Source organism: Halovenus rubra, assembly GCF_026586665.1.
Taxonomy (GTDB): domain Archaea; phylum Halobacteriota; class Halobacteria; order Halobacteriales; family Haloarculaceae; genus Halovenus; species Halovenus rubra.
Genome location: NZ_JAODIY010000013.1, coordinates 283,826 through 304,310, shown reverse-complemented (window position 1 = coordinate 304,310; position 20,485 = coordinate 283,826). Strand labels below are relative to the sequence as shown.

At 54.8% G+C, this 20,485-nt stretch carries 22 protein-coding genes; 13 read left to right on the top strand and 9 right to left on the bottom strand.

Annotation, left to right across the window (positions count from 1 at the left end; genetic code table 11):
- The first annotated feature begins 29 nt into the window (after positions 1 to 29).
- From N5098_RS13845 to N5098_RS13825, 5 genes are all read left to right on the top strand, one after another.
- On the top strand, positions 30 to 401 hold the full coding sequence (locus tag N5098_RS13845) for a winged helix-turn-helix domain-containing protein (protein ID WP_267638464.1): 372 nt from the start codon (positions 30 to 32) through the stop codon (positions 399 to 401).
- Positions 402 to 428: 27 nt separating this feature from the next.
- Complete coding sequence (locus N5098_RS17715; RefSeq protein ID WP_438267332.1) at positions 429 to 806, top strand: DUF7351 domain-containing protein; 378 nt, start codon at positions 429 to 431, stop codon at positions 804 to 806.
- 213 nt (positions 807 to 1,019) lie between these two features.
- Positions 1,020 to 1,499 (top strand): ferritin-like domain-containing protein, encoded by a 480-nt coding sequence (locus tag N5098_RS13835; RefSeq protein ID WP_267638462.1) that lies wholly within the window; start codon positions 1,020 to 1,022, stop codon positions 1,497 to 1,499.
- Positions 1,500 to 1,590: 91 nt separating this feature from the next.
- A complete protein-coding gene (locus N5098_RS13830) occupies positions 1,591 to 2,022 on the top strand; it encodes a metal-dependent transcriptional regulator (protein WP_267638461.1) in 432 nt (143 codons plus the stop codon).
- Between the two features lie 249 nt (positions 2,023 to 2,271).
- Positions 2,272 to 2,901: a halocyanin domain-containing protein gene (locus N5098_RS13825; protein WP_267638460.1), complete on the top strand. Its 630-nt coding sequence runs from the start codon at positions 2,272 to 2,274 to the stop codon at positions 2,899 to 2,901.
- Positions 2,902 to 2,909: 8 nt separating this feature from the next.
- On the opposite strand, the gene pdxS is transcribed toward N5098_RS13825, so the two are convergent.
- The 3 genes from pdxS to N5098_RS13810 all read right to left on the bottom strand — a co-directional run bounded on the left by pdxS (position 2,910) and on the right by N5098_RS13810 (position 6,060).
- On the bottom strand, positions 2,910 to 3,818 hold the full coding sequence (gene pdxS, locus N5098_RS13820; RefSeq protein WP_267638459.1) for a pyridoxal 5'-phosphate synthase lyase subunit PdxS: 909 nt from the start codon (positions 3,816 to 3,818) through the stop codon (positions 2,910 to 2,912).
- A 674-nt stretch (positions 3,819 to 4,492) separates the two neighbouring features.
- The gene (locus tag N5098_RS13815) at positions 4,493 to 4,684 is read right to left on the bottom strand and encodes a 30S ribosomal protein S17e (RefSeq protein WP_267638458.1); all 192 of its coding nucleotides are present in this window, start codon (positions 4,682 to 4,684) and stop codon (positions 4,493 to 4,495) included.
- Positions 4,685 to 4,803: 119 nt separating this feature from the next.
- Positions 4,804 to 6,060, bottom strand: coding sequence for an inorganic phosphate transporter (locus N5098_RS13810; RefSeq protein WP_267638457.1), 1,257 nt, complete (start codon positions 6,058 to 6,060; stop codon positions 4,804 to 4,806).
- An 81-nt stretch (positions 6,061 to 6,141) separates the two neighbouring features.
- Here N5098_RS13810 and N5098_RS13805 point away from each other — a divergent pair, with 81 nt between their 5' ends.
- The 4 genes from N5098_RS13805 (at position 6,142) to N5098_RS13790 (ending at position 9,264) form a co-directional block, all read left to right on the top strand.
- Positions 6,142 to 6,861 (top strand): alanyl-tRNA editing protein, encoded by a 720-nt coding sequence (locus tag N5098_RS13805; RefSeq protein ID WP_267638456.1) that lies wholly within the window; start codon positions 6,142 to 6,144, stop codon positions 6,859 to 6,861.
- 77 nt (positions 6,862 to 6,938) lie between these two features.
- Positions 6,939 to 7,328: a hypothetical protein gene (locus N5098_RS13800; protein ID WP_267638455.1), complete on the top strand. Its 390-nt coding sequence runs from the start codon at positions 6,939 to 6,941 to the stop codon at positions 7,326 to 7,328.
- A 24-nt stretch (positions 7,329 to 7,352) separates the two neighbouring features.
- Positions 7,353 to 7,730 carry a hypothetical protein gene (locus tag N5098_RS13795; RefSeq protein WP_267638454.1) on the top strand — a complete coding sequence of 126 codons (378 nt, stop codon included), beginning with the start codon at positions 7,353 to 7,355 and terminating at the stop codon, positions 7,728 to 7,730.
- A gap of 94 nt (positions 7,731 to 7,824) precedes the next feature.
- Positions 7,825 to 9,264 carry an NAD(P)H-hydrate dehydratase gene (locus tag N5098_RS13790; RefSeq protein ID WP_267638453.1) on the top strand — a complete coding sequence of 480 codons (1,440 nt, stop codon included), beginning with the start codon at positions 7,825 to 7,827 and terminating at the stop codon, positions 9,262 to 9,264.
- A 30-nt stretch (positions 9,265 to 9,294) separates the two neighbouring features.
- On the opposite strand, the gene hflX is transcribed toward N5098_RS13790, so the two are convergent.
- The 4 genes from hflX to N5098_RS13770 form a co-directional block, all read right to left on the bottom strand.
- Positions 9,295 to 10,623, bottom strand: coding sequence for a GTPase HflX (gene hflX / locus N5098_RS13785; RefSeq protein ID WP_267638452.1), 1,329 nt, complete (start codon positions 10,621 to 10,623; stop codon positions 9,295 to 9,297).
- Between the two features lie 52 nt (positions 10,624 to 10,675).
- Complete coding sequence (locus tag N5098_RS13780; RefSeq protein WP_267638451.1) at positions 10,676 to 12,304, bottom strand: sensor histidine kinase; 1,629 nt, start codon at positions 12,302 to 12,304, stop codon at positions 10,676 to 10,678.
- Entirely contained in the window at positions 12,301 to 14,136 is a 1,836-nt protein-coding gene (locus N5098_RS13775) for a PAS domain-containing protein (protein WP_267638450.1), read from the bottom strand. The genes N5098_RS13780 and N5098_RS13775 overlap by 4 nt, the downstream gene beginning before the upstream one ends.
- Before the next feature lie 306 nt (positions 14,137 to 14,442).
- Positions 14,443 to 14,568, bottom strand: coding sequence for a hypothetical protein (locus N5098_RS13770; RefSeq protein WP_267638449.1), 126 nt, complete (start codon positions 14,566 to 14,568; stop codon positions 14,443 to 14,445).
- A gap of 197 nt (positions 14,569 to 14,765) precedes the next feature.
- Here N5098_RS13770 and N5098_RS13765 point away from each other — a divergent pair, with 197 nt between their 5' ends.
- On the top strand, positions 14,766 to 16,061 hold the full coding sequence (locus tag N5098_RS13765) for an alpha/beta hydrolase family protein (protein WP_267638448.1): 1,296 nt from the start codon (positions 14,766 to 14,768) through the stop codon (positions 16,059 to 16,061).
- 322 nt (positions 16,062 to 16,383) lie between these two features.
- On the opposite strand, the gene N5098_RS13760 is transcribed toward N5098_RS13765, so the two are convergent.
- A complete protein-coding gene (locus N5098_RS13760; protein WP_368408026.1) occupies positions 16,384 to 18,012 on the bottom strand; it encodes a methyl-accepting chemotaxis protein in 1,629 nt (542 codons plus the stop codon).
- A 241-nt stretch (positions 18,013 to 18,253) separates the two neighbouring features.
- Here N5098_RS13760 and N5098_RS13755 point away from each other — a divergent pair, with 241 nt between their 5' ends.
- Positions 18,254 to 18,877 (top strand): universal stress protein, encoded by a 624-nt coding sequence (locus N5098_RS13755; RefSeq protein WP_267638446.1) that lies wholly within the window; start codon positions 18,254 to 18,256, stop codon positions 18,875 to 18,877.
- Between the two features lie 232 nt (positions 18,878 to 19,109).
- Entirely contained in the window at positions 19,110 to 19,775 is a 666-nt protein-coding gene (locus tag N5098_RS13750; RefSeq protein WP_267638445.1) for a helix-turn-helix domain-containing protein, read from the top strand.
- A gap of 36 nt (positions 19,776 to 19,811) precedes the next feature.
- On the opposite strand, the gene N5098_RS13745 is transcribed toward N5098_RS13750, so the two are convergent.
- Entirely contained in the window at positions 19,812 to 20,153 is a 342-nt protein-coding gene (locus N5098_RS13745) for a DUF7113 family protein (protein WP_267638444.1), read from the bottom strand.
- Between the two features lie 122 nt (positions 20,154 to 20,275).
- Between N5098_RS13745 and N5098_RS13740 the strand changes: the two genes are divergently transcribed.
- Positions 20,276 to 20,422: a hypothetical protein gene (locus tag N5098_RS13740; protein ID WP_267638443.1), complete on the top strand. Its 147-nt coding sequence runs from the start codon at positions 20,276 to 20,278 to the stop codon at positions 20,420 to 20,422.
- The last annotated feature ends 63 nt before the right edge of the window (positions 20,423 to 20,485 follow it).

Genomic DNA, 20,485 nt, shown 5'->3' with positions numbered 1-20,485 from the left:
TATTTCAGCTCTCGTACAGAGTAAACGGTATGGCAGAGCAACCGGCAGATACGCCCGACTCTGAACATCTGTGGGCTCCCGAAGATGCGTTTTCGATTCTTGGCGATGAAACACGCTTAACAATCCTGCTCGAACTTGCTGACGCGTTTCAGACCGAGAGTGACGGGCTCTCGTTTTCCGAACTCCGCAGGCGTGTTGGTGTCGAAGATAGCGGACAGTTCAATTACCATTTAGACAAGCTCAGTGAGGGGTTCATCGAGAAGGCTGACGACAAATATTCGATTCGCTCGTCGGGGCTTGCAGTCGTCTCAGCCGTGTACGCGGGGACGTACGGAGACGGTAGTGGCGACGAGACGGCTGAATCATCTTGGGACTGTCCCAAATGTGGTGACCCACTCTAAATCAGGTATAAGCAAGACCAACTCTTCGTGTTATGTGAACAAGACCCTGTTATATTAGGGTATCCTACACCCCCGGGGGCCTACCGTGGTCGTTCACTCGAAGAACTGGCAGAGGCCGTCGCCAAACGAACCACCCACGGTATCAACCTTGCAAGACAAGGCCTCTGTCCGCGCTGTTGGGGGGATACCACTGCCGAAATCAAGCCCAACAACGAACAAGAAACGCCTTTCGAGTACAAGACGGTTGTATCCTGCAATCGCTGTTGGTACGGCCTTGAACCACCGTTGCAGATACTCATTGCGAGTATGCCGTCCGCTCGCGCCTTCTACAAAGAGCATGGGACGGTATTAGTGGCCTACTTTTTGGCTCGAACGCGCTTGTCAGACCAGACAGAACACAGATAGAACAGACTGCAGAGAACCCAATCGCTGTCAGAACAAACATCACGCTCAACGGCGATACCTTGGTAATTGAACTCGACGAGACGTGCACAGTGACTGCCCTGTGGCGAGAATAGCCCGCCAACCTGACAGGGAACCGCTTAAGGGGATGTATACCCGAGTTGCCTGTATGAACCGCGCAGTAGTTGAGTTCGGGGTTTGTTCCCTGGGGTGCCGATGAGCGTTCAGTCGCCGGTCTCTTCGGACCACCAACTCGCCCGATTGCTCCAGATTGGTGTTGTTCTGGAGGAAGTCGTCGAGGCACGTGCCGAGAAACATGCCGACGAGGCTGACGACCTCGACGACGAAATCCACGAGTTGTTGGCCGAGGCAGCCGATGAATCCGCTAAGCATCGTGAGCGCATCGAAGCGCTTGTTGACAAGCTTGACGCGGAGACGATTCCGTTCGACCAGATACAGATGCTAGTCGAACAGCAGTACGAGAGCGACCAGGATTTCGATGGCGTCCTCTATGACCAGCTTTGTAACGAGGAAACCGCCTACAAATTCTATGATGACCTCATCGACTCCATCAATACGTCCGATGCCGAGTTTAGCGTCGACAGAACAGTACTGCTTGAGGAACTTACAGCTATTCGTGAAGAGGAAGAAGAAGGCGTCGAAGAGGTCACGACGCTAATGGAGAGCCGGACATGATTGGTGGGACTGTCGCTCAGAAAACCCAAACAACCCTGTGTACCCGGACACGAAAGCATCGACCGACCGACCGATACCGACGGAGGCACGCATGAACACGGCAAACCAGTATCTAAAAGCCATCTATCTCGTACAGGAGATTGAGGACGGCCCGGCCTCAACAGGCGCAATCGCAGACATGCTTGACGTAAGTCCCGCAAGCGCCAACGAAATGATTGGAAAACTCGAAAATGACGGGTTGTGTGACCACGAAAAATACAAGGGAGTTGACCTAACCGATGATGGCATTGTCCGCGCCAGAGATGCCCTCCAGAACTACTGTATCATCGAGCGGTTCCTTGTCGAAGTGCTCGATGTGGACGACTTCCGTGTCGAAGCCCAGCAACTGGAGGCGGTTATCGACGAAACAGTCGCGGAGCGCCTCGACACAATCATCGACCGCGAACCCCAATGCCCCGACTGCTTTGACGCCAATGGCGATGTCTGTGCGCTCCTCGAATTAGAAGCTGACGCGGCTGATTGATGCCCGAACCACTGCGTTAGAATATACGTAGTGACCGCTGACACATTCCCAGTACACAGATTAGTTATACGAAATAGGTATTTTTTCGTCCACAACGTGGCCACGTCGTAACCTGTGCTTTGCTAGTGTTCATCCAGAGCTGACAGAGTACCGTACAGGCGAGTACTGACCTATTGGGTCTACAGTTACACTGTTTGACCGGGACAGAACAATCGGATTTATACGTTGGAAACTGCGACATAGGGGTATATGAAGGAACGCGAGTCAACGCCAGCAGTGACGAGACGGCAAGCACTCAAAGCCGGTGTCGGCGCAGCAGCGACACTTGGTGTAGCGGGTGCCGGGACGGCAAGCGCACAGTCTGACGCGTACGGTGGGTACCTCTCCGATGCTGAGTGGGATGGTACCACTGTCGATGCCAGCGGGATGGACGAAATTGTCGTTGATGTTGGGGCAGGCCCGCAAGGACTACAGTTTGACCCCCCTGCGCTCTATGTCGAACCCGGCACGACTATCGTGTGGACGTGGACAGGGGCCGGCGGATCTCACAACGTCGTAGGTGAGCAGGGCCCCATCGACAGTAAAGAGGTATCTGATTCGTCTCTTGTTGGTGAAGCGGGCTTTACTTACGAGTTCACACCAGAAGAAGGCGAGGCGGGAGCGCACCAATATTACTGTGTTCCACACAAGGCACTCGGTATGAAGGGTGTGTTAGTCGTCGGCGAAGATAACGTCGAAACAGAACTCACGAGCCTCGGTGGTGGCGGAGACAGCGGATTGAATTTCGGCCCTGCTGCAGCAGGCGCTGCTGTGTTCAGCGCTATCTCTCTTGTTGGTGTTGCAGCCTACAGCGAAGTCGTCGGCGACAGTAACGAGTAACTGGCGTTCTATACGCCGCGGTCCTGTAACTTCTCGTCTTCGTCGAGGTCAGCGTTCGCGTCGCCTTTCATACCTTGGCCAGCGTTTGCGGCGATTCCAGAGAGCGTCTCTGGGTCGTCCCAGTTATTTACTGCTTCGACAATTGCCTGTCCCATCGCTCGCGGATTCTCTGCTCCGAAGATGCCCGACCCAACGAAGATGCCATCACAGCCGTGATGCATCATCAGTGCCGCGTCGGCGGGTGTTGCAATACCACCGGCAGCGAAGTTGACGACCGGCAACCGGCCACGCTCGGCGGTGTCGTGGACGAGTTCTGCGGGTGCTTCGTTTTCGCGAGCCCAGTGTTCGCGCTCCTCGTGGCTCATCCCTTTGAGCTTCCGAATGGCGCTTTTGATGTTGCGTTGGTGGTGGACTGCTTGGTTGACATCTCCAGTTCCAGCCTCGCCTTTGGTCCGAATCATTGCTGCGCCCTCGTTGATACGACGGAGCGCCTCGCCGAGGTTCCGTGCACCACAGACGTACGGTGAAGTAAACTCACGCTTGTCGATGTGGTATTTGTCATCGGCCGGCGTGAGAACCTCCGACTCGTCAATCATGTCGACGCCAATAGCTTCGAGAATCTGGGCTTCGGTAGTGTGCCCGATACGTGCCTTCCCCATCACTGGAATCGAGACGGAGTCGATGATATCCTCGATATCGGCTGGGTCTGCCATCCGGGCAACGCCGCCGCGTTTACGGATATCTGCTGGCACTGCTTCGAGCGCCATCACGGCGACAGCACCGACATCTTCGGCAATCTTGGCCTGCTCCTCGGTGACGACATCCATGATGACGCCCCCTTTTTGCATCTTAGCAAAGCCGCGTTTCACGAGGTCGGTCCCGCGCCGTAACTCCTCAAGGTCAGTTGCCTCACTCATATATGGCTCTTAGCCCACACAAACTTAACCGGTCCGCTTACCACATACACTGTCCGCCATCCATTCGACATAAGTTTTAACCAGCCGTCAAACGTCTGCTCAACTACAGACAACTGCGCTCTGCTGTCTCCCGACTGTCTGTTGAAGCAGTGATGACGTCTGTCACTGAGTTAGAGACAACCAAAGAACGAAACCACTCGCTACAGCTCTCGATGCCATGCTCGAAGATAGACAGATTGGATACCCAGTCTTCGACGGCGGGACGTTCGTCAGTATCGTAACGCTTGAAGATAACAGTCTGTAGATATTCCTCACAAATCGGTTGCAGACGCGATGACTTCGGTCGACGCGCTTGAAACGGTCGACTGTCCGTCGACGTGATAGATACCTTCGAACAACTGGATACTGTTGATGTTGGGCGTCTTCCTGTCGTCGATAAGCAGGCCAGTTGTGCGATCACATCACGCGGACAGCCCTCATGCGTGCATTCAAGCTAGTCAGCGAACAAAAGCAGTTTGTCGGCGAGCAGTTCCAGTCACAGCGACAGCTTGATAGATAACCGGGTACGTTCGGTTTTGCCTTGAGCTAACAGAAAATCCGAAAAGACGAATCGCTCTGCTTCTGTCTGTGGTCCAACTGTGTCGACTGCAGGCAAGCGTTCGTAGAGAACAGCGTTATGCAGGCTGCTGGGTGTCTTGCTTCCGTGTGACGTAGCCCGCGATACGGTTGCGGACGCCTTTCGACTCAATGTCGGTAAGTTCGTTGACGGCTTCTTTGTTGTGCTCGAAGTCAGGTCCGAACGCGTCCGGGTATCGCTCCATGAGGATGCGACCCGTTTTCTTTACATATGCAGGTTTGATGGCCATTAGTGTCCCTACGTAACTGGGACATCCTTTAAAATGATTCGACTTGTCGTTTCGCCGTAGTGGGTGGTAGAGCTCAGGCTGGCGTATAATTTCAAAACGACAGTATGCGATGATTGGGCCTATCCGATAATCGAGAACAGAACAAATGCTCCAACAACCGAGAGTGTTGGTGTGAGAACCCACAGTACAACGATTCGAACAGTAGCGCCCGAGTCGAACAGGCTTTCGGCGGACAGTTCTGCGGGGTCCTCGTCGCCAATCGACGCCACACCGCCGTCGGGAACCTGTCGTTCGGGCTCAGGAACCTTGCCTTTGGCGAGGTCACCGACTGTCGGACTTGCTGTTGTCTCGGGAGACTCTGTGTCTGGCCCGGCCGCCAGCGCTCCCGTCTTCACAGTGGTCGGTTCATGATTCGTTGCCCGCGGGGCAGCTATCTCCGCAAGCGTTCGTGCACGACTCGCTCGTCCCCAGCCCAAGCCAATAATACAACTGGTCGTACTCACTGCGAGACTTGCTGGAATCCCGAACCACGAAAGCACAGTTATAATCGTCGCACCAGTCGTCGAAACGATAAGTGCCGCAAGTATCGGCAAGTCAGTGATATCATTGCCGACGGTGTCGAGCGTCCGCCGCGCAATCGTCAAGCCGCCGAGGCTGATTGACCCGACCGCCAAGAGAATAGCTGGGCCAGCATCGACAGCCTCGTTTCCAACCAATGGGGCGACCGCGTTCGCCGCGTTTGAGGCTCCTGCACTGAACCCCATATAGCAAGCAATCAGCAACACGAGCGTTGACCCAACAATATCTCTGCGAGACGCGTTCTCGTTGAGCCCCGGTCGTGGAATCGCTCCATCGGTGTTGAGATTGAGTAATGGCTCCTGAAGCCGACCGAACGCAAACCGTGCGTCAAGGGATGGGTACAAATACCGGCCGATAACTGCTCCAATAACGATTGCAATCAGTGGGGCAACAATCCATGCTGAGAGGATAGTAAACATCAGTGCGGCGTCGAGTGTTCCCGTTGCCAACCCCAGTCCGACGATTGCACCGACTGCTGTCATTGAGGTCGACGCTGGGACTCCATAGAGATTTGATATCAATAGCGAGAGTCCAGTAAAAAACAGGACGCCAACGCTCGCCTCAAGAGAAAAGGCCGATGCAGCAACAATCTCGCTGCTCATCGTGTCGATGACGTTGCGCCCAACGGTCCACGCACCGATAAAAGCAAAAAGCGTAAACAACACACCGGCAGTCACTTTGCGAACGATGCGACTACCGACAGCCGGCCCGAAGGCAACACCTGTCGAGGAACCACCGATGTTGTACCCGACAAAGACTGCCACGAGGACGCCGACGATGAATAGTATCTCTGCCATATCTCTCCCTCTCGGCGCAGTGTAATGTATCCTACTGATTTCTCCGACCGATTCTTTAGGCAGTACGTTCAATGTCTGTACATGACTGAGTTACTGTACTTGCCTGCCGACGATGGTACGACTGAATTCACGGCGACGGTGACTGAGGCAACAGAAGAGTATATCATTCTCGATTCGACGTATTTCTATCCCGAGGGTGGTGGCCAACCACCGGACCACGGCACACTCTCTTGGGACGGTGGGCAAGCCAGTATTACTGACGCCCGGAAAAACCACGGCGATGTGCGCCATTATATTGACTCTTTTTCGGGAGACCTACCGGCCAAAGGAACGTCCGTTGAGGGAGAGATCGATGCCAAGCGGAGAGAAAACCTCCGCCGGATGCATACGGCTCAACATGTTCTCTCTCGCATCGTCCTCGACGAATACGACGCTACAACGGCCGGCAATCAGATTCAGCCGGACCGTTCACGAATTGACTTCGAGCCCGCCGAGTTCGATACCGAGGATATCGACCGGATTGAACGTCTGTCCAACGAGGCTATTGACCAAGATTACGGTGTCACGAAGGCGAACCGCCCACGCGAGGAGGTTGAACGGGAAGTCGATGAGGGACGTGCACTACTCAACCTGATTCCCGACTCGGTTGACCCGCTTCGTGTGGTTGAAATCGAGGCGTTTGATATGTGTCCCTGTGGCGGCACACACGTCGATAGCCTCGGTGATGTCGGCCACATCGATATCATCAACCGGACCTCCAAGGGCGAAGATGTCGACCGCATCGAGTTCGTACTTGCGTAATAAATCCATTAGCCAACAACTGAATCCGTAGCGTAAGTCAGAACGTACAAGTCCAGAGACTCCTCAGTTCTCTGTAAATGAAAAAACCCTCACGCCGACAGTATCTGGTTTCCCTTAGCGGGGTCGGGAGCCTCCTGCTTGCCGGCTGTGTCAATGACGAAGAACCCGAGTTTCTTGTTACTAACACCGCATTTAGCCTCCAGCCAACAGGAACGATTGACGTTCAGGTCACAATCGAAAACGGATTCCTCGACCGACACAGCGGAACAATCGAAGTTATTGTCCGCTACGAATCAGCAGACGTAGAGACCAAAGAGTGGCGGAAAACGTCCCAAATTGAATTATCTGGCGGAACCGAAATTCTGCAAAACCTTCTGTTCAAAGAGATCCATCAAGACGGGTTCGACCTGGATAACTACGATATTTCAGCCCAACTTCTAGACACGAGCGTCGGCGAAAACGATTAATCGCAGTCGGGTCAATCACTCTTTATGACAGTAACAGGCGTCGAGAACTCTCTCCTCGTTTTCGCAGTGAGTTTGCTCGTTGGCGGATTCGGTATTCACGTCGGGTCAAAAGTCGCACTCACTTCACAGGAGTACTCGTATGCTGTTGTGACGGCACTCTTCGGGGCGCTTGCTTGGGCGCTCGTCGAAGTCCTCTTTAGCCGCGTTGGCCTCGGCGGTCTCCTCTCCTCGATTATCGGTTTGCTAGTCTGGACTTGGGTTATCCGCTCGCGGTACAGTGTCGGGTGGACACGCGCGACACTGCTCGCGCTAGGGGCGTGGCTCGGTGCTCTCTTTGCGTTGGCCGTTCTAGCGCTGTTTAATATCGGTAATTCTACTGCGCTTGGCGTTCCCGGCATTTAAGCGCGGGCAACCGGCCTCCAAGCGCCCTGCTCTGTTCGGATTGGGGTGACTACTTTGCCACACAGTTATTTACAAGCCCTGTGAACCACGGGGTATGATTAAGGGGTCTGAGATGTCCGTGGTCGATGCTAATGCCGAAGCACTGGGGGTGCCACGCAAGCAACTTATGGAATCCAGTGGAAACGCTCTCGCTGATGCCATCAGGGAGGTTGCTTCTGCTACGGATTGTATTCTCATCGTCGCTGGCCGTGGAAACAACGGTGGTGACGCGTTTGTCACAGCTCGCTTCCTTGACGAGTTTGATGTTCAGGTGCGACTTCTTGGACGGGCTGAGACAATTACAACAGACATTGCCAGAGAAAATTGGGACACACTCGTGACTGCCGAGTACGACACTGCAGAAATTCGAGACTCGACCGCGCTGGACCTGAGCGATGCTGATGTTCTCGTCGACGCAATGCTTGGGACCGGCATCAGCGGCAACCTGCGCGAGCCTGTTAAGACGGCTGCGACAGCAATGAACGAGGCTGATGCTCCCGTTCTCTCCGTTGATGTCCCGTCCGGCCTCGATTCGGAGACTGGTGACATGGCCGACACCGCTGTCACACCTGACCACGTCGTTACGTTCCACGATACCAAACCCGGGTTGGCCGAACTCGACGCAGACATCCGAGTGGCAGATATTGGGATTCCTGAGGCGGCTGAACTGTTCGTCGAGCGTGGCGACCTGCAGCGACTGTCTCGTAGGCGTGATAGCCACAAAGGAGACCACGGCGAAGTGCTCATCATCGGCGGCGGTCCTTACACTGGCGCCCCCGCACTGACCGCACAGGCCGCCCTCCGAACGGGGGCAGACTTGGTCAAAGTCACCTGTCCGACCTCCGTTGCACACGAGATACAGGGGTACAGCGAGAACCTGATTCTCTATCCGATGCAGGGACGGCGACTCCAACCCGGTCATGTCGGACCTGTTATGGAGTACGCTCGCGAACATGACGTACTCGTCATCGGGCCGGGGCTGGGTGACGACGACGAAACGCTTGATGCTGCACGTGCTATCATCGAATCCTACGACGGGACTGCTGTTGTCGACGCGGACCCACTCCAGATTGTCCCTGAAATAGAGACAGAAGCAAATCTCATCTGTACACCCCATCAGGGTGAACTCGTCAAGATGGGTGGGCGGTCGAGCGCTGACTGGCAAGAACGTTGTGACCTCGTGGCCGACTTTGCCGCCGACATCGGGCACACTGTCTTGCTTAAGGGTGCGTACGATATCGTCACAGACAACGACCAACACAGGGTCAGCCGGACCGGAAACGCCGGCATGACTGTCGGTGGGACAGGAGATATCCTCGCCGGCGTCACTGGGGCACTGGCCGCTGTTCAGGACCCGTTTGAAGCGGCCGTTCTCGGCGCATATATTACTGGCAGGGCTGGGGATATTGTCGCCGATGAACACGGAAACGGGCTCGTGGCGTCTGACCTGCTGGATGCAATTCCCAAAGCGATGGAGCAGCCAAAAACAAAATAATCGTATCGCACAACGGCAGGCGGTCCTGTCTCAGGCCGAGGGCTCAGTCTCGACGAGGCGCTGTGCTTTTGACCGGGACTGCTCGACGATGGTTGGACGTGCCTCGAACTCGATTGTCACCTCGTCTGCATGGTCTCCGTACTCGACGCCGTCGACGAAGGCATTGTCGTGAATCCACGAGACGACACTCATCGTTTCCTCGGTCATCGGCATGACCAGCCGTTCACGCTCGTATGCCGGCAACTCGTCGTTAATACGCGATGAGAGCTGGTCGATACTCTCTCCAGTTTTCGCGCTCACCATGACCGGGTTCGGGGCAAGTGCCGAGACCGCATCTCTCTTGCGCTCGATTTCCTCGTTAGTAACCTTGTCACACTTGTTGAGAACGGTCACAATGGGTGCCTCGTTACGCTCATAGAGCGTGTCGTGGCAGGTCACCAATTTCTCATGGATGTCTTCGATTGGTTCACTTACGTCGACGACGAGCAAGACAAGGTCCGCCCGGTAGACCGCATCGAGCGTCGACTTGAATGACTCCACAAGCCAGTGGGGCAGGTCCGAGATGAAGCCGACGGTGTCGGTTACGAGCACGTCCCGGCGGTCAAGGGCAGCCTTCCGAGTTGTCGTCCCAAGCGTCGTGAACAGCCGGTCTTCTGACTCCGCTGTCGAATCTAGGTCCGGGTGGAGGTCCTCGTTTTCGTCGACCGCTAGGTCCTCGGCGAGCTGTCGCAAGAGCGTCGACTTGCCGGCATTTGTATAGCCCGCAAGCGCGACGAGGTCGAATCCAGACTCCCGCCGCTGCTCACGGCGGTGTTCGTCGTCTTGCTCGATTTGTTCGAGTTCGTCCCGAATACGCGAGATACGGGCTTTGATATCCCGTTCGCGACTCTCGTCGTACTCCCCCAACCCCATGAATCCGGGGCGTTCATCGCGCTTTGCAAGACTCGCTTTTGCCTCTGCTCGTGGTAACTCATAGCGTAACTCCGCGAGTTCGACCTGAAGTTGTGCCTTCCGTGTCTGGGCACGCTGGCCGAATATCTCTAGAATGAGACGAAACCGGTCGATAACGCGGACGCCAGTTGGGAACTTGTTCCCGATATTGTAGGTCTGGTACGGACCAAGCTCGTTGTCGACGATTACTACCGTCGCATTGGCTGCAACAACGGCTGTTGCAATCTCCTCGACTTTTCCTTCTCCGAGGTGATACGCAGGGTTTTCCTTGCGCGTCTGGGTCACGGAATCAACGACCTGATAGCCTGCTGCTGCTGTGAGGTCGCGAATCTCAGACGTATCGGCCTCGCCCGACGGCACTCGCTTTGCGATGACGGTCCGGTCAGCTGTCGTGTTTCTCTCCGTCACTCACTTCCACCTACGGCGGCATAGTATTTAAATACCAGTTCGACTATCGCCCTCAGTCAACAGTCGGGAGTTGTACGGTTACAACACTGCCTTGTGGCTTGTTTTCGGCAAAGGAGAGTGTTCCACCGAGTCGCCGTATTCCCCAGTAAACGAACCAGAGGCCGATGCCAGTGCCATGGCGTAGTGGCGTCTCTTCTCCGTCGAGAAGCACTGCTCGCTCGTGTTCTGGAATTCCCGGTCCATCGTCGCGGATAACAATCGCAATCTCGCCATTTGCTTTTCCCAGCTCGATGTTGACTTTCCCACCCGCTTCTTGCCGATGTTTTAGGCTGTTGTCGACGAGTTCTTCGATAACGGCAGTGATTGTTTCTCTGTCGGTGCGCGCCTGTAGTGGTCGCTTCAAGACCGACACGTCGACAGACGAATCAGGGTATTTGCTTTCCATCTGGTCTGCGACTGACTCCGAGACAGCGACGAGGTCAATCTGATTGCGGTCGAGTGGCTCCCATTCAAGCAATCGTTCTGCGTGGGACACTTTTTGGCCAAGGTCTCTGATTCGGTGTGCTGAGTCACGGATTCGTTTGCTGAACGCAACCGTCTCGTCGACGGTCGTGTTCCCGTCCCGAATCGGCTCTGCAAACCCTCGGATTGAGTCAAAATCGTTGCGCAGGTTATGACGCAACACTCTGTTGAGGACCGCCAGTTGCTGTTCGTGTGTCTGCTGGTCAGTTACATCTCTAAGCATGTAGACTGTCCCGACCGACTTCTCTGTGCTCCCTTTGACAGGCGACTGTCGAACCTCGTACTCCCGTCTCCCGTCTCGACCGGGTATGGTGATTGTCTCGCCATCATACGGCGCAAGTGAGGTACCGATGACATCCACAATTGGTTCGCCGAGTACGGCTGGGCCGATATCGAAAACCTGCTCGGCCGTTCGATTGCTGTCTAAGAGTTGCTGTTGTCGGTCTGAAACAATAACGGCTTCAGCCATCTCGTCAAAGATAGTGTTGCGTGCGAGGTGACCTGCACTCGGGTCAGCTTCGAGCAGGTCGTAACGATACTGAGCAAGAGCGAATAGCCCACCGCTAGAGACCAACAGGACAGTAATGACTGTCCGAAACACAGAGTCGAACTGGAGTCGCTCGCCCAGAATTATCCCAGCAATCCAAATAAAAACAATGGAAACGCCGGTTCCTGCAACGACAAGTGCGCGGACCAGCGGAAGGTCGTCGTAGGTAACACCTGAGCGGACAACGAGGAATATCCCAAACCCGCCTGTAGAGATGACTGTGATGTTTGACGCGGATATAAACAGCCAGTACGGGAACCCGGGAGAGAATACGTAGATAATGAGCACCTGTAACACGACGATAACGGTTGACAGGCCAAGCAGCCCGATGAGCCGGTTTCTCGTCATTGCTGGCCCTCGACCCGTATATTCGAGGGTGAATGCAGTCCACAGAACTGTCGCAAACACAAGCGCTTGGCCAAAGAAGTTGAGTACGGATAGATTGGCGACAATGTCAAGTGTCAATATCAAACTTGCGGCTGTCAACGCCGCACCGAGCAACGTCAGCGGAAGGGCTCCCGGCCGGTCCCGACGCTGCACCGCGTAGATGGAGAGCCAGCAGTGGAGCCCAATACTGGCTATCCCCATTGTCGACAATACTATGTCGTTCACGGCTGTTCACCGTCCGTGTGTCCGCTGGGCTGGTCGGACTGCTCTGTAGTGTCTGCCATGGTCTCGGGGGAGGGTGCTGACGGCTCGGACGACTCAACGCCATCGATTGCTGGTAACGTAACCGTGACTCGCTGTCTGTCGTCTGGCTTGCCTGACGTCGCGACAGCCTCTCTTTCTGTGTCAGGTCGTGTTACTGTTGTCTGGACAGCTTCTCTGCTAGAGTGGTCATTGTTGGCTGGCACTCCAATGTTATTCGTACTAACTGAGCCGCCGGCAGACTCGATGGTCAGTCGGACAAGCTGGACCGACAGCTCATCAAGTGGCTGACGACGCGCATTTTCATCGACGGTGTCCTGTTTGTTTGTGATGGAGATGGTAACTGCTTTATCGGTCGATTTAACGGTCAACAGTAGTGAATCCGATGGTAGTTGGAACGCTCTTGTTACGAGCAATTCTACGGTTGACTCAAGCAGTGCAGACTTTATTGGTACAGGTGCAGTTTTCGTTACTTTGAGTGCCGGCGAGTCGTTCGCCCTAGAAACCGAGTCTGCGACGCGGTGGATGACTGCACTGGCGTCGCTTCGTTGTTCATCATCGGCCGCCAGAGCCCGCTCTATCTCCCTGACGTACGCAAGCAGTTTAGTGATGTTTGTTGTTGTTGACCAGATATTGCTTCCACGCTCTGCTGTCTTCTTGTTGCCAGCTGTCGGGTTCGAAGCTAGCCTGTCAGCATCTGTCGCAACATCACCCATTCTGTCGGACACAGCATCGACAAGAAAGCGGTTAAGAACCGCCAGACGTTGTTCGCGCTCTCGACGGTCGGTTACATCTTGACAGACCACCAGATAGCCAAGTAACCGTCCACTCTCGTCGCGTACCTCACTCACTGTTACCGACAACACAGACCCAGCTAGCTGGATTCTGTCCGGACTGTTTGTTTGGGCCATCTCTCGGCAGGACCGTTCCGAGGAAAACAGTGTCCCCCACTCGTTGCCGACCATCTCGTTGCGCTCTCGGTCAAACAGTGAGACAACAGCCGGATTTACGTCCTGAATCGTTTCATCCTTGCCGACAACGACGACAGCTTCTGCCATCTCGTCGATAACACGGTCCCGACCCAGAACACTAGCGACCGGCAGCGACTCAAACACCGCGTAGTGACGAATTGCGAATATAAAAATCAAGCTACTCGACAACACCGACCCTGTGAATACTGGCGGTTCGGCGAATGGAAAAAAGAGCCAGGCCCCAACAACAAGTGCACCCGCGCCACTGGAGAGGACCAGTGCTTCCCTGAACATAAGTGACCCCAACCTCGTTGATTCATCGATAATGAGGAATATGCCGATGATGGCAAGAATCAGTGCTACGAGGACAATACCAACCAGAATCGCCTGGGTGAACGCAAGGGTGAACGCAAGTTCGATCCCACCGCCGGTAATGGCAAGAACAAGCGAGCCAATCTGTGCGAGAAACAGACCAATAAATATTATGCCAAGCAACCGCGTCACCGACGCTCCACGGCCAGTATACTCGAAAGCAAACACGGTCCAGAGTCCGAGAATCGGGACGTAACTGACAAACAGAACAGCAATCCAGTACACCTCTGCAAACTCACTCCCGACGGCCTGTGCAAGCCACTCATGTGTCGGTGTGAAATGAACGTGACACAAGTGGATTATCGATGTAAAAAACAGCATAGCTGCAAGCCCAATCATCGGCCGGGCGGTTGGCTTCCCTCTGTGCTTGACGACGAGACCCAAGAGTGTACCGGAGCTGCCAATAGCCGCGAGCGCGAGACCGAACGAGGGAACTGATGTTTCGAGTACCATTGAAGCAGGGTCTGTGGGCGGTTTGGTGAACGTTGCTCATCCAAGCTATGTACGTGCTCTCTTTCGACGGGCGAAATCGATTATTTGCTTTCGGTTCTTTCTGAAGAATGTTAAATAATCCGCTCCATTTCACTTCAAAAATGACAATAAATTTACATTACACAACTTTGATGTTATTTCGTCGAGACGCAACTCTCGCTCTCATGCTATCAGTTCTCGGCGGGTCATCTTTTCGATTTGGAGTTGATACGGCGGTATGGCACCACTTTCTGAGAGTCCACTCCAGAGAAGTGGGTTCGGCTTTCCCTATGTATTCCGTGCAAGCGCTGCCGGTGCCGTTTCATCCTCTCCATTATCTATGTCGACGAGCGTTCCCTGAACTACGACAGTTTGCCACGCTGTTCCGGGTTCGGTTTCTTCGTAGGGGGTCATGTCAATCTGGGCGTCGACATCGAGACACTGTTTCTTGTAACTGTGACTGTCACCTTCTAGCTACACCACGAACGATACAGTAGCCACATTGAGCGGTTCGACGACCAACACCAGCAACCGCTCGGAAAACAGTGTACGTGACCACCGACGAGTCAAAATCAGCCTGACTTATACGCGCGGGACAAACGTCTCAAAATATGGGAACCACTGCAACAGACCGCGCACGCCAGTTCGCAACACAGTTTGCTGACAGGGCGTTTGCCGACGCAGTCGAACTGCTGGCCGACCGGGCGGCAGTGAGTGGCCCGTTTCCGGATGGCTTTCAGCCCGAATCGGCAACGGCCGAAGAACTGCTTAAACAGTACTGGTGGGGGTTACATGGTCAGTACGGAGCGTTCGATGGGATCGGTGCTGTCACACAGAACGAGCCAGCAACGGTTACAGTCCAGTTCACGTTCGAGAACGGAACAGAAACTGCACGCATTGGTCTCGGTGACGGTGACATTTCGGAGTTCTCGTTCATGCCTGCGTACGAACCGCCAGAATACGCCGACGAGGGGGTGTTCACCGAGCGCTCGGTCTCCATCGATGCCGGTGAGCTAACTCTCGACGGGCGACTCACACTCCCAGACGACACCGGGACAGCGCCGGGGGTGTTACTGGTTCATGGCGCAGGGATTCACGACCCAGACGGGACCAATGGGAACTCGAAGATTCTGAAAGATATCGCCTGGGTGCTCGCCACCGAGGGTATCGCCTCGCTCCGATACGAGAAGCGCCTCGCTGTCGAGTCCGTGCCGGACAAAGAGTTTACACTCGACAGCGTCGTAACCGACGACGCGGTCACGGCACTCTCACGACTTGCTGCTGCCGGTGGTGTCGACGAAGACGCGCTGTTTGTCGCCGGCCACAGCCAGGGTGGTGCGTGTGCCCCCCGCATTGCCGATCGGTATGGTGCTGTTGCAGGCGTCGTCACTTTTGACGGCAGTACGGACCCCGGAGCAATCGCTCCCGAACATGCTGATATCATCAGATACGAGTTCGTAATCGATGGGAAACTGGACGAGGAGCAGGCGGCACAGATCGAACAGGACCGGGAAACACTGGCACGCATCGACGCCGGTGCGTTCGAAGACGACGAGACGATCATGGGTCGCCCTGGCGTCTGGCACCGGAGTCTGCAAGCCAACAACCCTGTCGAGACCGTCAGCGCACTGGACATCCCGCTTTTCTCGCTCCAGACCAACGGTGCAGACGAACAGACACAACCCGAACTGGCTGCCTTCTTCGAGGACAGCTACGAGGCGTGGCAAGACGCCGATCTCCCGGCTGGCAGCCGCGTCGAGCGCTACCAGGACGTTGACCATTTCTTCCAGTCGGTCACACCTCCCACTGGCCCCTTGAGCCTCTATTTCGGTGGTACTGTGATTGAATCCGCACTCACAGACCTCTCCGAGTGGATCCACGAGATAGCTTCTCAAACTGGTAGCTGATTGCGTGCTTCTCTCACAGAGCATGTGTAATTGCCATCGTTTAAACCAGATGGAGCGACCAACTCCCCCACATGGTCGATGGGGAAACACAACGTTCGGGGACAACAACAGCCCACAGACAGACTATGCCAGCACCGGTGTCGCCCGACCACCCGGAGGCGTGGTACACAGAAACGGTTCAGGACCAGTATGAGATATTTTCCACCCGAGAGATAGGCTGTGATCGGCTGTGTTGTCCCGACTGGCGAACAGTATCTTGGATTGGTTAGTCGGGATACAGCGAGATTAGCCTAAAACGGAGGGTGTCACACAAATCCCAGAGTCACGGCGTTACCAGCTGAGCCTCCTTCTCCGACTCCACGGTGAACGTCTTTAACAGCGCTTGGAGGTCAGTTGTCTGTCCGGAGAGTTGTCGGATGTTCCCGGTCATATCCGAGATCGTCGTGGTCTGTTGTGCTGCTGCAGTGGCGACGCTTTCTGCCTCACTGGTTGTCTCTTCGCTGACGCTGGCGACATCATCTACCATCTTGACGACCTCTTGTGTCGTCTTGGCCTGGTCGTCAGTCGCGTTGCTGATTTCCTGAATTGTCGTGTTGACCGTATTGACTTCTTCGACGATATCGTCAAAGTTGTGCAACGTTGTCTCGATTGTATCGACACTGCCGGAAACCTGCTGTTCCATGTGCTGGACATCGTTGACAGTCTCAGTAGAGGCAGACTGGACAGCCTCAATGCGTTGTTGGATTTCAGCAGCAGAGTCACGTGTTTCCTCGGCGAGCGTTTTGACTTCGTCTGCGACGACAGCAAACCCATCTCCTGTCTTACCAGCACGGGCAGCTTCGATACCAGCGTTGAGTGCAAGCAAGTTGGTCTGCTCGGCGACCTCATCGATAAACGAGACAATCTCGTCAATCTCGGCAATCTGGTCGACCAACTCTTCGACGGCAGTCGCGGTCTGGCTAATACCTGCTTCGAGTTGGTCAAGTTCCTCAATTGCCTCTTTAGCTGATTCCCGCCCCTCGTGGCTCCGTTCAGCTGCTTGACCGGCCGTCTTGGCAGCCTCGTCGGCTGACGCGGCTATCTCTTCGACAGTTGCTGAAAGCGTGTTCATTTCCGAAGCGACTGCTTGCAGGTCCTCTGTCTGTCTGGCTGCGCCTGTCGAAATCTCCTCTATGGAGCGTGTTACCTGACTGCTGGCGGTATCGATTTCGTCCATCTGCTCTGTTGCATCGCTGCTTGCAGCCGTAACATCGTCGGCGAACGTCTGTACTTCATCGATTGTGTCGCCGAGCGTGTTGAGGAGGCCGTTATATGTCTCTACCAGTTGGATATACTGCTCGTCTTGTAGGTCCAGTTCTGCGCTGTCGATTGTTGCTGTCAGGTCTCCATCACGAGCGCGTGCAGCCGCGTCGCTAAACGCGTCAACAAGTGACTCAAGACGCTGTGACCGTTGTTCTAGCTGTGCGGTCATCTCTTCAAGTTCCGTCGTATATGCCTCCAGACTCTCGGCCATTTCACCCAGTGACTCGCCGAACTCACCGGGCACGTCTTCATCCAATGCTGGGTCGTCGAACTCCTGGCGAGCGAGTGCATCCGCCTGCCCAGACACAGTGACTAGATACTCCTGCATCCCAACGAACGCGTTTGTCAGGTTTCCGATCTCGTCTTTTTGTGCCGACGACTCAATTGTCACGTCGAGGTCACCCTGTGCAATTGAGTCTGCAGCATTCTCAATTTCGAGAACAGGCTCGGTAAAGTCTCGTCGCACGATAAGCAGTGTATTACTCATCGCAACAAAGGCTCCGAGAAACAACAATCCTGAAAGGACATACCAGGCTGTCCCCGAGAAAACAAACGGAATTACAAAGATTGCAACTGTCGAGAAAAACTGTAAGAAGACTGCTGTGACGACTTTTCGCTGTACCGACTCAAGCACGCCAAGTTGGTCCATTGTCCACCAGAGAACTTCTTCGTACCGCTGCTTGAGTGACTGATTTGACCGTGTCTCGGCAGCGTGAGGAATTGATGACTTCATTATATTCTCATTTATGATAAATGTGGGTATATAACATCTGCCCCATTCTCAGAAGACGGGAACTTCTGGTACTGCGGGCGGCAGTATCGAGTCTCTTGTTCCCACTAGCTGGTAAGTGGCGAACTCATTTTTGTAACGTCTCTGTGAATACTTATCTATGTACGACCGAATCCTCGTCCCAACTGACGGAAGCACAGGCACCGCTCACGTCGCCATGCATGCAATTGAGCTTGCAACAAAGCACGACGCGGCAGTACATACGATACACGTTGTCGACACGAAACTTACCGGTCCGCTTGCAGACGCCGGAATCGCCCGTGACTCGCTGGACACTCAGGGAAAAAAGGCTGTCGAGGCGGTCAAAGAGATGGCCAACAGCCACAGCGTCGACTGTGAAACTGCCATTGAAGACGGAAGCCCGGCGGAGACAATTCTTGACTATGCAACCGAAATTGGTGCAGATGTCATCGTCGCAGGGACGCATGGACGCTCTGGTGTGACGAGACAGCTGATTGGCAGCGTGACTGAGCGGCTGGTTCGTCACTCGACGTGTCCGGTACTTACCGTCCGTTTGCCCGAGCCTGATGTCACTGTCGAAGAAAACGACCACGCTACGCGACTCATCGAGGAGGCTATCGAGGAGGCAGGATACGCCCCATCGAATATTAGCGTCCAGCGACAACTGAGTGTCTGGGTCGGCCATGGAGAGACTGACCAAGGCGAAATCGTCGTCTACCTTGACCCGACAACTCAGCGAGCGAGCGTTCTTCCTCAGTGGTAAACCGCTGTAGAATCTGGTAATTCGAGACGCAACTCGTTTCGTTGTCACGGACAGCTTCGATTTCCATACGACTCTCAGACTCTCTATGTACAACGAGCCGACCGGTCGCACTATTTTGTCTGCTGTCGCCTGAGTCCTAGCCAAACGGTCGCTGAGGGCAAAACCATCGGTTCCCGAACCGTTGGAGTTGGCCTCTGGCTTTATCTGATACGTACTTGAACAGTTATATGAGATGGTACATTCAAACCCGAACCCAGAAGAACCTGCTGAGAGCGGGCTCTCCGGACCGGTACTGCGTGCCCAACTCGTAATCGAGCCCCATCCAGAGTCGAGCTGTGCCGTTGTTGACACCGGTAGTGAGGCAACTGATCTGACCCACCGTCTCAAATCGGGACAGCCAGATGAGAGTGCTGAAACCGGGAGTCGCTGTGTCGAATGTCACACAGAGCTATCGTTCGACCCGGAGACTGGCCGCGACCGTCTGTATCTCAGGTCTGCCGTATCAAATCATTGTATCTGCCCGGTTTTCGAACAACACGACTGTATCCCACAAATCAAAACAGTCCGCTCTGGCGCAATTGTTGTTGTCCTGTCTCTGGCCCGCCGTGATGTCCTCCGGGATGTTATCAGTGACCTCCGTGCTACTGGGTCGACCGTCTCTGTCGACTGGCTCGTCGAGGGAAGTGACGGCTCCTCGACGGCTGAAATTGATGTCAGCACAGTTACTGACAAACAGCGGGACGCGATGGAGTGTGCTTGGGAACTTGGCTACTACGAGACGCCGCGCCGTGCTGACCTGAGTGCTGTTGCGGAGCAACTTGGCATCTCAGCGTCTGCAACATCACAACGGCTCAACGCTGCTGAAAGAAAACTTGTCACTGCGTTTCTCGACGCATGAACTGTCTCACTGGGCTTTTTCCATCCACGTTGGAGCTTAGTCGTCTACTTCCTCAGCATCAAGAACGGTGATAACGACTGCCTCTGGATCGACACCGAGCCGGGCAAACTGCGTTCTGACGTGCTCTTTGGCGCGTTCGAGTGCTTGGTTGCGTGATTTGAACCCTCGTGGCATTGGTGTCTCGAAGGCAATCTGGATTTCTCGGTCGCCGATGACTTGTGTACTCCCACCGCTGTCAACTTCGTAGAACTCGTCACAGACCCAAACATACGGAGCATCATCGTCGGGACTGCCGCTATACTGTGGTGGCTCCTCTCCTTTCTCGTAGATTGTCCCGGTCAGCTCTGTCCCACTTGCTTTGCCACGCACGAGCAACATACAGTAACTACGACTTCTGCCGTGTTAAACCTGTACGGTATCCGTGTTTCATGCACCTCTTTGGCATGCGTCTGCCGGCTGTCCGACGCATACTTATACGAATCCATCTCCACCTTGCCGACATGGTCCCAGACGAGACCGAAGAGGAACTCGTTGCGGTTGAGGTAGAGCTCCCCCGCGAGTTGTTGGTAGATATCGACCAGTTGGCTGTTCTGGAAGGGTACGAAACACCCGGCGCAGTTGTCCAGGAAGCCCTCGAACAGCAGTAGCCTGGTCTAGTCGCGACAGTAAATCAGGACTCACATCGAGAGTTGGTTTTCCGCCACGTTCAA